Raw genomic sequence first — 14,747 nt, 5'->3', positions numbered from 1 at the left:
CGATACCGGAAACATCCGCATGTATGCTGTAAATATCGTCCCCTATCACAGCAAAAACATCGAAACGGAACTTCAATATACCCATGCCGATAATCTGATCGATATTACCAATGCGGGATTCGATCAATTCGGAAACTTTAACCCCGCAAATTACGATCCGTCTTTGCAAAGTGTCGGTTCGCTCCATCTTGCTTCGGCATTCGTAGCATTACACGGAATACAGGGCTATGGCGATTATTTGGGTCAAACGACGATATTTGCAAGCGGCGCCATGTCCAAAACCGATCCGGATAGCGGCAAAGCGATGTTAGGCTCACCTGAGAGTGAAACCGGCTACAGCTATTGGATCGGTACCCAAATGCCCTCACTCATAAGTGAAAAAGGGAAATGGGGAGTGGAATTCAATCACGGCAGTCAATACTGGAGATCCTTTACCTATGGGGAAGACACCGCTATCGGCTCAAAAATTGCCGCTCGCGGAGATGCATACGAGCTTTATTTCACCGAGCCGCTTACCACGGGACTCAGTTTTCAGCTCCGATATACCTACATCAATTATGACTACAGCGGAAGCAATGGTTTCTTCGGAAGTCAAAGCGGAACTCCGATGAAAATCAGTGATATTCCGGCCAATACCGATTTAGCCAGTGCGGTAGTCGATAAAGCCCAAGATATTCGGGCGTATTTGCGATATAAATTTTAAACTTCCCGTTTCGTTCGTGGTGAGCATGTCGAACCATGACGCGAGAGCTCGTTCGCCCTGAGCTTGTCGAAGGGTTAACGGGCTTACACTTTGACTTTTAAAATCATAAATAAATGTTAGAATATACTACAGAATATTAGTAGGTAGGTTTGTTAAGGGTGGATAGTTTAAAAACTAACAGAAGTAAAAGACTATCGTACCTATTAACCCTCCTCTCCTCCGGAGCCAAACTTTCAACCCCCGAATTAGCTGAACAGCTAAACCTCACCAAAAGAATCATTCAACTCGATTTTAAAGAGTATCTCATCCCCTTGTTCAATGATGGAATGATCTACTATGACTACAGCCTCAAATGTTATTGTGCCAAAAGCAACTTTTTGGCAAGCACTCTACTGAACAGTGACGAACTCGCAGTAATCGCATTGCTCAAAGCCAAAAGCAAAGATAAGTTCAGTGATGAAGGGTTTGCGACACAAACCGACGCGCTGTTTCAAAAATTCGAAGAGAGCTTATCTAACAGCTTTTATCAAGAGACTATGATCGAAAAAATCGATGATTTCAAAACTGAAATCATACAAATCAAAAATGCGATTACCCACCATAGGGAGATAGCGTGTACCTACAACAATAAGTCGAGAAATCTTTATCCTTTGAAGATTTTAAACCTTGAAGGGTTTTGGTATCTAATCAACTACGATGTAGCATACTCTGAGATCAGACGCTATCACCTCAACACCATTTCTGACATTACGCTACTGGATACCGAGTTTACGTTTGATGAGTCGATTATAGAGGGATTTGATAACGCGATCAATGCTTTTTATGAACCGCATGTCGAACCGTTTTCGATTGAGCTGTTTTTGGATGCAAAAGTTGCCAAGTATTTCAAACGTAAAGCGATCTCTAAAACTCAGCGTATTCTAAAAACGTACCATGACGGCTCTTGCGACATTGAGCTTTATATCACTGATTTTATGGAGATCATTCCGACGATTCAACGGTATGTTCCGTATGTTAGAGTAATTCGACCTGATACGTTAGGAGAGATAGTATATAAAAATCTGAATGAGTATATTGAAAGGCTTAAATGACTGCAAAAATATCGGAAATAATCAATGAAATAAAAAAGAATGTTCTTGTAACGGAGCAAGAAGAAGCTGTACATGGTTCACATTTTAATATTTTTTCGATTCTCCAAATTGAAAAAAAAGAGGTTGAAACACATTCAACATTTATTTATGAGCTATTGAGTCCACATGGAAGTCATAGAAAAAAAGATTTATTCTTAAAACTATTTATTGAAAATGTTTTAAAACTTACTGACTATGGCGAAATCATTCGAGTAAGTAGGGAAGACCCTACTACTGCAAATAGACGTATAGATTTTGTTATTGAAACTAAAAAATTTATTATTGGTGTAGAAATGAAGATTGATGCAGGAGATCAATATAAACAATTATCAGATTACAACGAAGAGCTGAAAAAACGAAAAAATCATGCTCAAGATAGCAAACTGTTTTATTTAACAAAATTTGGAGATTATGCTTCAGATGATAGTAAAAAGAATTTGATAGCAGGTACAGATTACTACACATTATCTTTTCGCGATGATATAGATGAATGGATTGATCAGTGTATTCAAACAGTAAGTAATCAGCAAACTTTGAGAGAAGGGCTTGTTCAATATAAAAATTTAATTCACAAAATAACAGACAAAAGGAATAAAAAAATGGAAGATTCTTTACACAAGATGGTCAATAGCGTTAATGATATAAAGGCTATAGATTCTATAGCAAAAAGTTATCCACTTTTATGGGCTAAAAAAGAAATTGATTTTTGGCAAACGGTAAAAAATAAATTATTAAAAGCAATGAATAAAAATGAATACTCTATTGTATATAAAGAAGAATTTATGAAAGAAGATAAATCTTTATGCCCCTTCCATTTGAGTAATGCTCGTATAGGATATAGTAAAGCTAGAGTGCCATTTGGTTTTTATATTCGAAGACCATTAAATATTAAAAATTATATTGTTGAAATAGAAGTAGTTTATGATCAAAAGAAACATAAAATTGTAATTGATTTTATTATCCTAAATATAAACACTGAAAAGCAAAGAACAAATGATCAAATTAGAAAAATACAAGAAGAAATGAAAATGAGTATTTCTTCGAAAGTTAGATTTTATACACTTCAAGAAAGACAATTGACTTATGAACTATTTGATGAAAAAGAATTTGATATATTAACAACTGGATTATCAAAAGAAATCATTAGTTTTACTGAACATTTGGAATCTCATTATGAAAATATAACGAATATATTAAATAAATAATTTAGTAGTGAATTACCTATATATGTAATTCACTTGCAATATAATTAAAAAAATAAAAGGTTAAACTATGAACCAAAGCGATTTGAACGCAATCTTGAATATGTGTAAAAAAAGGATTGATGATGGAAAAAATTATGATGATATTAAAAGTAAAAATCACCCCGAGATCTTTGCACAAATCGACAATGAACTAGAATTGTACAAGAGCAAAAAAACTCCTAAACCTATAAATTTTTGGCAAGTCAAAGCGTCTATGAGTGTATGGGAAAACGACGGTACGGACGAATTTATTAATCATACAAATGATGGTAATGAGTTTAAGCAAGAAAAAGTACATCATGGATTGAAAGACAACATTGATGATGTTGTCTTTTATTATAACGGAGCAACTCATACCACTACGAAGTATCCGACCGTTGGAATTTACTTGGTCTGTAAAATTATCTCAAAAGCAGATCATAACGGAGACATAAAGCTAAAAGTCATTAAGAATTTAAAAGACAACCCCTTTGTTTTAGGACAAACCGAATTTTCAGAACTTGAAAAAAAGATCAATGCGTTAGGAATCAATGGAAAAGTTTACAAATTTTTAGAGAGTGAATATCCGCAAAAATTATATGATTTAATCATGAATAATGGGTATGAAGAATTTATACCTGAAGAGATCAATCAAAATGATGCAGAAACATTAATTGAAGGTGCAAAAAAACAGATAACAGTCAATGCTTATGAAAGAAATCCAAAAGCAAGACAAGAATGTGTAAAAAAACATGGATATATCTGTGCTATATGTAAATTTGATTTTGAAAAATCGTATGGAGAGATTGGAAAGAATTTTATTCATGTACACCACCTAAGAGAAATATCGAGTATTGCAGAAAATTATGAAGTTGATCCTGAAAAAGATTTGATACCCGTTTGCCCGAATTGTCATGCAATGCTTCATAAACAAAAGCCTGCATACACAATCAATGAAATGAAAAAAATGCTTAATAAATAAGAGAGCCAATTGATTATCCTAGACTTCGAAACCAACTCCGCCAACATTCATGATGTGATCGAAGTCGCCGCATTTCGTGTGAAAAACGTCGGCGGGTCATATGTGATCGCGGATACGTTTCACCGTTACTACTTCTCCGAATACGAGGTAAACCCTCATGCCTTAGCCGTCCATCAGCTCTCTCCCGAGCGGATCGAAAAACTGCGCTCAAATGCGGATTATCCTGAGTATTTTATCGATGACTATGAGTTTATCGAATTTTGTAAAGGGGCAAAAACGTTAGTGGCGCATAACGTCACTTTCGAGCTTCGGCATATTGCTAAACTGGTGCGTTTTGATCGCCATTTTTGTACCATGAAAGAGAATAAGCACAACGTCAAAGCGTTGGACGCGCGGGGAAATACTAAAAATCCCAAGCTTATCGAAACGTGCAAATTCTATAAAATCGAGTTTGACGAGGCACACTATCACAGCGCAATTTACGACGTTACCAAGACGCTGGAAATTTTGAATAAGATGAGTAACATAACTTTGTAATTCACTTGTTTTATACTTCTTTCAAGGAGTAACCTATGACAACGATACACTATGATTTCAAACTTATGCACAAATGCGGTAATAGCGGAACCGTTACGGACATGCGAGGAACCTCTATCCGATTGAAAAAAGACCGCGATAATATCGCCCCGTTTGTCGGACAATCCCACACTATTGATGATGTGATTGAAACGATCAAGACTAAAAGTTCCCTCTATGACACTAATGGGTATTTTGCACTCAAATGCATCTACTTTCGGATTTATGTATCGATAGACAAACAAGTACATAGACTCTCATCAGAATTAAAAATTATCTCTGATGAAGAGGAAAAGAGGCTGATTTTTGAACCCTGCATCAAATATGATTTGGATGTAAAAGATATACGTACAGGGACAATACAACCGCTCGAATGTCGCTTATTGGGATTAGGTGTAGAGGAACAAGTCAAAATTATCGAAGAGTATCTTAAAAAGCCGTCCCAGCGATTTAAAAAATGGGAGACAAAGCCTCGCAAGCTTTATCTCTACCACTCATTCGGGGAAGAAGCAAAAGTATTTGAGATCGTTTACCCTTCGACAGGCTCAGGGCGAACGGATGGATGACACAAAAACTATCCCACCAACTTCGCGAGTTCTTCTTTTACTTTTGCCACATGGTCTTTTACTTTTACATTCGACCATGCCGCTTTTACGATCCCTTTCGGATCGATAATATAAGTTGTACGGACGATTCCCATATACTCTTTGCCGTAATTCTTCTTCATCGCCCATACGCTGTAATCCTGCATCATCTGTGTGCTTGGATCACTAAGAAGTGTAATACCGAGTGATTTTTTCTCGATGAAATTACGATGTGATTTGGTACTGTCGGCACTCACGCCGAGGATAATCGCACCCATATCATCGTATTCATCCATAGCATCACTGAATTCACACGCTTCGGTCGTGCATCCCGGGGTAGAATCTTTCGGGTAAAAATACAAAACAATCCATTTTCCGCGTAAATCGCGTGAACAGATCTCTACGTCATCTTGGTTGCTTAGACAAAAATCGGGGGCTGTAGTTCCTACTTCTAACATTATCAATACCTTTTTATAAAATTACTATAGACTTTATTTCCGTCATCTCTTCGATCGCAAATCGCGGACCTTCACGACCGACACCGCTGAGTTTGACACCGCCGTATGGCTGAATATCGAAACGGAGCGTCGGCATATCGTTAATCACGATACCGCCCGCTTCAAGTTCATCGATCGCTTTGGTCGCATGAGCGAGATTGTTGGTAAAAATCGAAAACTGCAATCCGTACGGCGAATCATTCATCCGTTCTATTGCATCATCGATTCCATTGACACGCACCAGACTCACGATCGGAGCAAAAACTTCTTCACAGACGATTTTCATCGACTCAGTAACGTCCGCCATAACACACGGAAAAAAAATTCGCCCTTCACGATGCGGAGGTGTAAGTGCACGGGCACCCTCTTCTATCGCACTTTCGACCCAATTCATTGCCCGTTCTGCGGCTTCATCATTGATGAGCGGTCCTAAAAAAGTCGCCTCGTCATACGGCGAACCAACAACGAGTTTAGACGTTGCTTCTGCCATTTTTGCGGCAAATTCGTCGTATATGGAACTCTCCACATAAATACGCTGAAGCGAAATACACACTTGTCCGGAGTTGACAAATGCACCGATGGCGCATCGCCCGGCAGCATAATCCAAATCGGCACTTGTATCGATGTACGTCGCCGCATTACCGCCGAGTTCCAAAGAGATCTTTTTAATCCCCGCACTTTTAGTAATGATATTTCCGACTCCTACCGATCCGGTAAAGCTGATCACTCTAGGGATATCACTGCCGACCAACGCGCTTCCCACTTCCGCATCGCCATAAACCACACTCAATGCATCCGGAGTGGCGTAAGGGCTTTCGATAAAAAGCTGTGCCAGTTTATAGGCACAAAGCGGCGCCTCGGGGGTCGGTTTCAGAACAACCGCATTTCCGGCTACGAGTGCGGGGGCGAGTTTATGGGCAACCAAATTGAGCGGAAAATTAAACGGGGTAATCGCAACTACGACCCCCACCGCTTCACGTCGCCAGTACGCATGAGCTTTGCGCCCGCTGCTCATCGCATCGGTGTTGATTGTCTCCCCGTGCATTGTACGCATTGTCTCGGCAGAAAGGGAAATTGTCTCAACACATCGATCCACTTCAATACGTGCATAGGTGATCGGTTTCCCCACTTCTTCACATAAGACTTTTGCGAACTCTTCACGCTGTTCTTTGAGTTTTGAAGCCACATCCAATAACCATGCACACCGCTGATGCAATGGAATTTTTTTCGCGATTTTAGATGCATTTTGAGCAATTATAAGAACTTGTTTCACATCCTCGGCACTGCACTCTGCTGCACGAGAAACAACCCTTCCATCATACGGGCTGAGACGTTCGCCGTACTTTTTTGCAACAACTTGTCGTGATCCCATCCAAATGTGTGCATCCATACAATCGGCTCCGTAGTAAATTATGTTTCAATTATACAAATCATCACCTAAAAAGTGGGGGAAGAGGATATTTTAAGGAGTTTCTTTTCATCTTCCTTTTAGAATGTGTCTCAAAAATACGCAGAGGATATACTTATGAATTTTACGATCACCGATGGAGTTCTCGGAGTCAGACCTCCCGTTACCAAACCGCATCCCGGATTTTTCTTTCAAGTAGGAGAAGAACGTTTTCGAAAATTAGTGGACGATCATTATGAGATGATCCGCAACAGTGACATCGCTTTTCTATTCCCTGTAAATGACGAAGATGATTTCAGTGCTGCCAAAAAGCATGCCGCCGACTTTTTTATCCAAATCTGCGGAGGGCCGGACTATTTTGCCCAAACACGAGGTGAGCCGCGTATGGTTGGACGACATGCCCCGTTCCGTATTGACGAGGGTGCTCGCCGCCGTTGGTTGGAATTTTATGCTGAACTCCTCCCTCCGCTCGAAGCAGAGGGAATCAATCCTGAATACATTCAATCGTTTTGGAACTACATCGATATTTTTTCAATTTGGATGATCAATACACCTTCACATTAATCTTCCCGCATCGCGGGAAGATTCTCTTAATAAACCTTAAATCGCAACTGCGCTAAAATCTCCCAATTTTTCTTTTGGAGATCTTCCCTATGAATGAAGCCAAATATATTTGGATGAATGGCAAACTGCTCCCGTGGAGTGAAGCAAAAATTCACGTCCTTTCCCACACATTGCACTACGGTAACGGTGCTATCGAAGGGACTAAAGCGTATAAAACCCCAAAAGGGTATGCAATTTTTCGCTTGAATGACCATACAAAGCGTCTGATCGAATCGGCAAAAATGACGCTCATTACTGTCCCTTACACCGTAGAAGAGCTTAATAAAGCGCAAATCGAGCTTTTGAAAGCTAACGAATTTACCGGCGAAAATGTCTATCTCCGTCCGATTGTCTATCTGGGTTACGGTGTTATGGGTGTTTATCATAAAGAAGCGCCGGTTGAAGTATCGGTCGCCGCATGGGAATGGGGCGCTTACCTCGGCGAAGAAGGGATGAAACGGGGAATCCGTCTCAAAATCTCATCATTCAGCCGCCCGAACAACAAATCAAATATGGGTAAAGCCAAAGCTGTCGGCAACTACCTCAACTCTCAAATGGCAAAATTTGAAGCGGTTGAAGCAGGATATGACGAAGCGTTACTCCTCGATGATGAGGGATACGTTGCTGAGGCGAGCGGTGCATCGTTTTTCCTCATCAAAGACGGCGAGCTCATCACCCCTCCAAATGACAACTCGCTTGTTTCAATCACCCAAAAAACCGTCATTGAAATGGCAGAAAACATGGGAGTCAAAGTAACGCGCAGAAAAATCACACGTGAAGAGATTTACGTTGCCGATGAAGCGTTCCTTACCGGAACTGCTGCCGAAATCACCCCTATCCGCGAAGTCGATGCACGTGTATTGGGTGCAGGCGGACGCGGACCGCTTACCGAAAAAATTCAAACCGCCTATTTTGACATTGTTTGTGGACGTAACCCCGATTACGATCACTACTTAACGTACATTAATTAAAAAACGGGCTTTCAGCTGATGCAAAATTAGCATTAGCCCGTTTATTTGAATCATAAAAGGATTTACTCTATGGCCAGTGATATGAACGACTATTTCAACAAGAAGAAAAAAGAAGAGCAAAAAGGGGGCGGATTTCAATCCCCTAAACCGCCGAAATTTGATTTCAATATGAACTCTCAGAAAATAGGGATGTTATGGATTATCGGCGGATTTATTTTACTGCTTGTTCTCGCGAAACCGTTTGTCATTATCACAGAAGGTGAGCGCGGAATTCTCTCAACCAACGGAAAATATGAAGAACGCGCTTTGATGCCGGGGCTTCATTTCCTAATCCCGTTTATCCAAAAAGTCTATCTCGTCGATACCAAAGTCCGCATTATCAACTATGCCGACAAAGTGGATCGCGCCTCTACCGCAGGAGACGGTATCTTGCTTAAACCGGCGATTACCGTTCTCGATAAGCGGGGGCTTCCTGTTTCGATCGAATTGACCGTACAGTATCGTTTAAATCCGCAATTAGCGGCACAAACCATCTCTAACTGGGGATTTAGCTGGGAAGATAAAATCATTGATCCGGTAGCTCGTGACATCGTCCGTAACGTTGTCGGTCAATATGAGGCAGAATCGTTGCCGATTATGAGAAATGCCATCGCTCAAAAAATTGAAGAGGGTATACGTTCAAGCGTCGGAGGACAAAAAAATACCCCTGCGGAACTCGAGTCCATCCAACTGCGTGAAATTGTTCTTCCTCAAAAAGTAAAAGATCAGATCGAGCGCGTTCAAGTTGCGAAACAAGAAGTAGAACGTGCCCAACAAGATGTCGAGCGCGCAAAACAAGAGGCATTCAAAAAAGAGACGGAAGCACAAGGTACCGCTAACGCGATTACCATCCAAGCCGAAGCTCAAGCCAAAGCGAATCACCTCATCGGCGCCTCTATTACTCCGGGATTGTTGAAAATGGAACAAATCCACGTTCAGGGCAAATTTAATGAAGCACTCAAAGAGAACAAAGATGCTAAGATTTTCCTCACACCGGGCGGTTCCACCCCAAACATCTGGCTCGACACCAAAACACCTGAAGCGAAAACCGTCACTTCAACCAAATAAACCCTCTCCTTTTGGAGAGTTTATTCCGTATCCATTCGTGGATTCGGAATAAACACTTAAAAGGCCGCTTATGAATCTCGATCACATTGATTGGCAAAAATCCGAACTCCTACCGGTCATCGTCCAAGACTCTACCACACTCGAAGTGTTAATGATGGCCTATATGAACCGCGAAGCATTGGAATTGTCTCTGTCGACAAAGATAGCCCATTACTATTCCCGCTCCAAACAGCGGCTCTGGAAAAAAGGGGAATCCAGCGGACATTTACAGCATATCGAACGGTTTTTACTCGACTGCGATAATGACACCCTGTTGCTGATCGTTCGCCAAGAAGGGGTTGCGTGTCACACCGGACGTAAATCCTGTTTCTTCACCGATATTGAATCCGGAGAGAGTATCAGTGAACCTCAAATCGATACTGCGGCGGCATACGGGATTATCGATGAACTCTATCACACGATTCTTTCGCGTAAAAACGCCGATCCCGCTACCTCATGGACGGCTAAACTGCTCAGCAGCGGAGACAACTCTATTCTCAAAAAAGTGGTTGAAGAGGCCGGAGAGTTTAGTTTTGCGATCAAAGACGGAAACGAAGATGAAATTATTTACGAATGTGCCGATTTAGTGTATCACGTACTCGTTGCATTGGGACACAAAAATATCTCTCCCGACCGCATTAAACAAGAGCTTGCACGGCGATTTGGAATGAGCGGTATCGCGGAGAAAAATTCTAGGAACAAATGAAAAACCGAATCATCGATTTTATTCATCATCTTTTGATTTACGATTACCTTCTGTTCGGAGGTATTTTTATCCTTTTTCTTTTACTGCTCATTTTGGCAATCGTTTTACGAAATAGAATGGGTATCGCCATATTTTTGGTCTTTACCGCATTCGGAGTATTGACCGTAGGTCCGGTTGCCGGATATATTTCACTCCATCAATACCTTTTCAAACACTCTCTCATTATTCACGAAGTCAAAGCGCTCGAATTTACGGAAGCGATCCTCATCAAAGGGGATATCAATAATACCTCGAAACGTCCCTTTAGCGAGTGTACGATTCATGCCGGCGTCTACAAAGTAACTCATTATAAATATATCGATAAAATATATCCCTATATACCGTTTAAGAAAAGCTCAATTACCATTACAAAAACGATAGCACCCGGAAAATCCGCTCCGTTTAAGATGTTTATTGAGCCGTTCCGGTATGATAAAGATTATAATCTTACGTACAATGCGGAGTGCCGATGAATATCTATTTAACAGTCTGGCATTATTTAGTACTTGGGATAGCGCTGCTATTAATCATACTCTCAATATTTTCAGCCTTGCAGGCAAAACGTCTAATACAACAGCTCGCAATCCTTTTTGCCTCATTCATCGTGATCATCGCCGGTGCTTTTATTGTGCTGGCAGGGCTGGAAAGTTATACTAAAAAAGCCAAAATTTTTAACCTCAAGCATGACCGTTTACTCCAAAGTGAGCAAATCGTTTTTACCGGAGTCGTTAAAAATATGGGAGAATATCCCCTTGCAAGAGTACAATTGGAACTTACTCTTCAAAATACTCAGAAACAGCAGTCCGGTATATTCGGAGGGGCACCTCACGCCTTTAATGAAGCCTTTGATACAAAATATCAACCACAAACGATCAACTACTACTATACAGTTGCAACCGATCTGCCGCCGGGCTATTCCAAAGCATTTACGATTATGATCGACTATCCGCCGTATTTTAATGATACTTCGTACCGCACTAAAGCCGTTGCTCATTAAAGAGCAATTTTAATACTTTAATCCTACTGCTGCAAGAGCCTCGTTAACGGCGCGAAATTGCTCATTTTTATCTCTGCACCATTGCGGTGCGATCAACGAATCATCGTTTATCCCCGCAGTAATTCGCTGCACGCTGACACAGGAGGGTTTTAAAAGGAGTGCTTCGGTAAGAACTTCCAGATAAAGTTCTTGCGAAATCGGAGTAAACTCTCCTCTGGCATACTCATTTGCCAAGGCAGTCCGTTTTACGACATACAGAGGATGATATTTGACCGAATCGATTCCTAATGCATAGGCTTCTTTTGCTGTCTCCAACATCATCTCTTTTGTCTCTCCCGGAAGTCCGAATATCAGATGTCCGCATACGTTCAAACCATACGATTTGGCTTTTAAAATCGCCTCTTTGACATTGGCACTGTCGTGTCCGCGGTTTATTCTCACCAGCGTCTCATCATAAATCGACTGAATTCCAAACTCAACCCAGATTTCGGTTTTTTTGGAAAGTTCTGCGAGATATTCAAATGTCTGATCACTGATACTGTCCGAACGGGTTCCGATACTCAGACCTATAACATTTTCATACGATAAGGCTTTTTCATAGAGGGCTTGGAGTGTTTCAAAAGGGGCATAGGTGTTGGTAAAACTCTGAAAGTAGACCATATACTTTTCAGTATCGTTCTCATTGTGTAAACGTTTTGAGAGTGCTTCAAACTGCCATTGCATCTGCTGAAGCTGTTTTTCTAAATGGGGGTTAGTCGTTGAATGGAGATTAAGAAAAAAGCCCTTCAGTTCGCGGGCACGATCCAGACTGGGGCTGAATGAATCATTTTCACAAAAGGTACAGCCACCCTTCGCAACCGTACCGTCAATATTCGGGCAGGTAAACCCAGAGATTGATACAGGAACTTTGGAGACTTTCGCTCCAAATTTACGATGCAAATATTGGCCAAACGTAAAAATCTGTTCCCGCATAAAAGACGCTTAGATTATATATTTGCCGGTAAAACAGGCAGTACAATAATTTTCTTCTTTACCGTTGACACTTTCTAAAAGCGCTTCATTGCTCAAGTATCCAAGAGAATCCGCCTCAATAAATGCACAAATCTCTTCATTCGCCATATTGGCTGCGATCAGTTTTTCTTTATCCGGTGTATCAACGCCATAGTAGCAAGGATCGGTTGTCGGAGGGCTGGAAATACGCATATGAACTTCTGCCGCTCCTGCGGCTTTGAGCATACGGACGATCTGTCGGCTGGTTGTACCGCGAACGATCGAATCATCGATCACAATAATGCGTTTCCCTCTTATCAAACGCTCGATCGGAGAGAGTTTCATTTTAACTTTCAAATCACGCATCTCTTGAGTCGGCTCGATAAACGTACGTCCGATGTAGTGGTTACGCATGATTGCCATTTCAAACGGAATACCGCTCTCTTGGGCATAACCGATTGCGGCAGGAACACCTCCGTCAGGAACAGGAACAACCATATCAGCAACAACCGGCTGCTCACGCGCCAATGCTTTCCCCATTGCTTTACGCATTTCATAAACGTTTTGGGTATAGACGTTCGAATCCGGACGGGCAAAATAGACATATTCGAAAATACAGTGTTTCGGAGTCGGCTCGAATACTTTGATCGATTTTGGAGCCTTCCCTTTTTCGAAAATCAGCAGTTCACCCGGTTCAACGTCCCGGATATATTCGGCACCGATCAGGTCAAAGGCACACGTTTCCGACGCGACAACGTATCCATCCCCTACACGTCCGAGACTCAGAGGTCGGAATCCGTGAGGATCACGCATCGCAAACATTTTAGAACGGCTCAGGAAGACAAGAGAATAGGCCCCTTCGATCTTTTTGACCGCATCAATAATACGATCCGTCAAATGATGCTGATCACTTTTCGCGATCAAATGGATCAGGTTTTCGGTATCCATGAAGGTTTGGAAAATCGCCCCTTTTTTGATGAGCGCATCACGTACCTCTTTGGCATTGGTCAGATTTCCGTTGTGAACGATCGACATTTCTCCCAAATCGTATCGGGCAAATACCGGCTGAGCATCCAAAATCGAATCATCCCCCGCGGTTGAATAGCGGGTATGACCGATCGCCATATGCCCTTTAAGGGTATTGAGTTTTTGGGTATCGAACACTTGTGTTACCAACCCGCGATCTTTGATCGTATAAAGCTTTTCACCGTTACTGGTACTGATTCCGGCAGCTTCTTGACCGCGATGTTGGAGAGCATGGAGAGAGAAATACGCCAGTTTGGACGCCTCTGGATGGTCAAAAATTCCGACTACTGCACATTTTTCATTTAAACTACGCACTGTGTGTTTCCTTATGCAAGTTCTAAACAGTCTTGAATACTGTATAAACCGTTTGGTTTTCCGGCTAGCCATTTTGCGGCACGAATAGCACCCTTTGAAAAGGTGTTACGGGTAGTTGCGGTGTGGTGAAGCTCAATGAATTCGCCGTCATTGTAAAAACCTACCGTATGGCGCCCGACAATATCTCCGCCGCGCAATGCCATCACTGCAATCTCGTCTTTGGAACGCTCACCGATATTTCCGTTACGTCCGCTGACACGTACCGCATCTAAATCAAGATTTCGTCCTGCTGCTGCAGAATGAGCCAATGTCAGGGCTGTACCGCTTGGGGCATCTTTTTTATGGCGGTGATGCTGCTCAACAATCTCAATATCAAAACCATCAAGTGTTTTAGAAGCTATATGAACAAGTTGATTGAGTAATGCTACCCCTAAAGACATATTCGTCGCATACAAGATAGGCATCGATTCACTCGCTGTTTTAAGCAGGTTCATCTGATGAGTATCCAATCCCGTTGTTCCGATTACCAAAGGTTTTGGATACTCAATCGCCTTTTCAAGCAAAACCTGTGTTGCTTCCGGCAAAGAAAAATCGATAACTACATCGCACCCTTTGAGCAATGTCGCCATATCATTCGTTACCATAACAGAAGGATCGATTGAAAAATTGAGTTCATTACGGACATATACTGCCCCTAATGAAATCTCACTTTCATGGCGTAAATCTTCAATCAATAGTTTCCCCACACGCCCGCCAGCGCCAAATACACCTGCTCTAATCATATGTATCATCCCTATTCAAACATTAATAAAGATATTTTACCCTCTTCGTCTTTAAAAAGGGCGTAAACG

General features: G+C 41.6%; 17 protein-coding genes. 12 read left to right on the top strand and 5 right to left on the bottom strand.

The window, feature by feature from the left end:
• The 6 genes from PHP90_RS04030 to PHP90_RS04005 form a co-directional block, all read left to right on the top strand.
• The coding region (locus PHP90_RS04030) for a DUF3373 family protein (RefSeq protein WP_299925610.1) at window positions 1-703 on the top strand (703 nt) is incomplete at its 5' end.
• A 158-nt stretch (window positions 704-861) separates the two neighbouring features.
• The gene (locus tag PHP90_RS04025; RefSeq protein WP_299925607.1) at window positions 862-1,794 is read left to right on the top strand and encodes a WYL domain-containing protein; all 933 of its coding nucleotides are present in this window, start codon (window positions 862-864) and stop codon (window positions 1,792-1,794) included.
• Window positions 1,791-3,038: a PD-(D/E)XK nuclease family protein gene (locus tag PHP90_RS04020; protein WP_299925604.1), complete on the top strand. Its 1,248-nt coding sequence runs from the start codon at window positions 1,791-1,793 to the stop codon at window positions 3,036-3,038. Before PHP90_RS04025 ends, PHP90_RS04020 begins: the two co-directional genes overlap by 4 nt.
• Window positions 3,039-3,105: 67 nt before the next feature.
• A complete protein-coding gene (locus PHP90_RS04015) occupies window positions 3,106-4,038 on the top strand; it encodes an HNH endonuclease (protein ID WP_299925601.1) in 933 nt (310 codons plus the stop codon).
• A 9-nt stretch (window positions 4,039-4,047) separates the two neighbouring features.
• Window positions 4,048-4,575, top strand: a complete 528-nt coding sequence (locus tag PHP90_RS04010; protein ID WP_299925598.1) for a 3'-5' exonuclease — start codon at window positions 4,048-4,050, stop codon at window positions 4,573-4,575.
• 35 nt (window positions 4,576-4,610) lie between these two features.
• Entirely contained in the window at window positions 4,611-5,180 is a 570-nt protein-coding gene (locus tag PHP90_RS04005) for a hypothetical protein (protein ID WP_299925595.1), read from the top strand.
• An 8-nt stretch (window positions 5,181-5,188) separates the two neighbouring features.
• Here PHP90_RS04005 and bcp read toward each other — a convergent pair whose 3' ends face one another.
• The gene (bcp, locus tag PHP90_RS04000) at window positions 5,189-5,656 is read right to left on the bottom strand and encodes a thioredoxin-dependent thiol peroxidase (protein ID WP_299925592.1); all 468 of its coding nucleotides are present in this window, start codon (window positions 5,654-5,656) and stop codon (window positions 5,189-5,191) included.
• 13 nt (window positions 5,657-5,669) lie between these two features.
• The gene (locus PHP90_RS03995; RefSeq protein WP_299925589.1) at window positions 5,670-7,085 is read right to left on the bottom strand and encodes an aldehyde dehydrogenase family protein; all 1,416 of its coding nucleotides are present in this window, start codon (window positions 7,083-7,085) and stop codon (window positions 5,670-5,672) included.
• 135 nt (window positions 7,086-7,220) lie between these two features.
• On the opposite strand from PHP90_RS03995, the gene PHP90_RS03990 reads away from it, so the two are divergent.
• The 6 genes from PHP90_RS03990 (at window position 7,221) to PHP90_RS03965 (ending at window position 11,565) form a co-directional block, all read left to right on the top strand.
• Window positions 7,221-7,667 (top strand): globin, encoded by a 447-nt coding sequence (locus tag PHP90_RS03990; RefSeq protein WP_299925587.1) that lies wholly within the window; start codon window positions 7,221-7,223, stop codon window positions 7,665-7,667.
• Between the two features lie 89 nt (window positions 7,668-7,756).
• On the top strand, window positions 7,757-8,677 hold the full coding sequence (locus tag PHP90_RS03985) for a branched-chain amino acid transaminase (protein ID WP_299925584.1): 921 nt from the start codon (window positions 7,757-7,759) through the stop codon (window positions 8,675-8,677).
• 69 nt (window positions 8,678-8,746) lie between these two features.
• A complete protein-coding gene (locus tag PHP90_RS03980; RefSeq protein WP_299925581.1) occupies window positions 8,747-9,784 on the top strand; it encodes a prohibitin family protein in 1,038 nt (345 codons plus the stop codon).
• A gap of 70 nt (window positions 9,785-9,854) precedes the next feature.
• Window positions 9,855-10,529, top strand: a complete 675-nt coding sequence (gene hisIE / locus PHP90_RS03975) for a bifunctional phosphoribosyl-AMP cyclohydrolase/phosphoribosyl-ATP diphosphatase HisIE (protein WP_299925578.1) — start codon at window positions 9,855-9,857, stop codon at window positions 10,527-10,529.
• Window positions 10,526-11,041, top strand: a complete 516-nt coding sequence (locus PHP90_RS03970) for a DUF2393 family protein (RefSeq protein ID WP_299925575.1) — start codon at window positions 10,526-10,528, stop codon at window positions 11,039-11,041. Before hisIE ends, PHP90_RS03970 begins: the two co-directional genes overlap by 4 nt.
• Entirely contained in the window at window positions 11,038-11,565 is a 528-nt protein-coding gene (locus PHP90_RS03965; RefSeq protein WP_299925572.1) for a DUF2393 family protein, read from the top strand. The genes PHP90_RS03970 and PHP90_RS03965 overlap by 4 nt, the downstream gene beginning before the upstream one ends.
• 9 nt (window positions 11,566-11,574) lie before the next feature.
• Here the strand turns inward: PHP90_RS03965 and PHP90_RS03960 are convergent, their stop codons facing one another.
• Genes PHP90_RS03960 through dapB form a run of 3 tightly spaced genes read right to left on the bottom strand, consistent with a single transcriptional unit; the run spans window position 11,575 to window position 14,678 of the window.
• Complete coding sequence (locus PHP90_RS03960; protein WP_299925570.1) at window positions 11,575-12,537, bottom strand: TIGR01212 family radical SAM protein; 963 nt, start codon at window positions 12,535-12,537, stop codon at window positions 11,575-11,577.
• 9 nt (window positions 12,538-12,546) lie between these two features.
• Complete coding sequence (purF, locus tag PHP90_RS03955) at window positions 12,547-13,896, bottom strand: amidophosphoribosyltransferase (RefSeq protein WP_299925567.1); 1,350 nt, start codon at window positions 13,894-13,896, stop codon at window positions 12,547-12,549.
• 11 nt (window positions 13,897-13,907) lie between these two features.
• On the bottom strand, window positions 13,908-14,678 hold the full coding sequence (gene dapB, locus PHP90_RS03950) for a 4-hydroxy-tetrahydrodipicolinate reductase (protein ID WP_299925565.1): 771 nt from the start codon (window positions 14,676-14,678) through the stop codon (window positions 13,908-13,910).
• Window positions 14,679-14,747 lie beyond the last annotated feature (69 nt).

The sequence above is a fragment of the Sulfuricurvum sp. genome, from assembly GCF_028712165.1.
Taxonomy (GTDB): Bacteria; Campylobacterota; Campylobacteria; order Campylobacterales; family Sulfurimonadaceae; genus Sulfuricurvum.
This window is presented reverse-complemented; position numbering and strand designations above follow the sequence as displayed.

Coding starts and splice junctions, on each gene's coding strand:
- PHP90_RS04020 (WP_299925604.1), top strand. CDS start 1,791: ATGACTGCAAAAATATCGGAAATAATCAATGAAATAAAAAAGAATGTT.
- PHP90_RS04015 (WP_299925601.1), top strand. CDS start 3,106: ATGAACCAAAGCGATTTGAACGCAATCTTGAATATGTGTAAAAAAAGG.
- PHP90_RS04005 (WP_299925595.1), top strand. CDS start 4,611: ATGACAACGATACACTATGATTTCAAACTTATGCACAAATGCGGTAAT.
- bcp (WP_299925592.1), bottom strand. CDS start 5,656: ATGTTAGAAGTAGGAACTACAGCCCCCGATTTTTGTCTAAGCAACCAA.
- PHP90_RS03995 (WP_299925589.1), bottom strand. CDS start 7,085: ATGGATGCACACATTTGGATGGGATCACGACAAGTTGTTGCAAAAAAG.
- PHP90_RS03990 (WP_299925587.1), top strand. CDS start 7,221: ATGAATTTTACGATCACCGATGGAGTTCTCGGAGTCAGACCTCCCGTT.
- PHP90_RS03985 (WP_299925584.1), top strand. CDS start 7,757: ATGAATGAAGCCAAATATATTTGGATGAATGGCAAACTGCTCCCGTGG.
- PHP90_RS03980 (WP_299925581.1), top strand. CDS start 8,747: ATGGCCAGTGATATGAACGACTATTTCAACAAGAAGAAAAAAGAAGAG.
- hisIE (WP_299925578.1), top strand. CDS start 9,855: ATGAATCTCGATCACATTGATTGGCAAAAATCCGAACTCCTACCGGTC.
- PHP90_RS03970 (WP_299925575.1), top strand. CDS start 10,526: ATGAAAAACCGAATCATCGATTTTATTCATCATCTTTTGATTTACGAT.
- PHP90_RS03965 (WP_299925572.1), top strand. CDS start 11,038: ATGAATATCTATTTAACAGTCTGGCATTATTTAGTACTTGGGATAGCG.
- PHP90_RS03960 (WP_299925570.1), bottom strand. CDS start 12,537: ATGCGGGAACAGATTTTTACGTTTGGCCAATATTTGCATCGTAAATTT.
- dapB (WP_299925565.1), bottom strand. CDS start 14,678: ATGATTAGAGCAGGTGTATTTGGCGCTGGCGGGCGTGTGGGGAAACTA.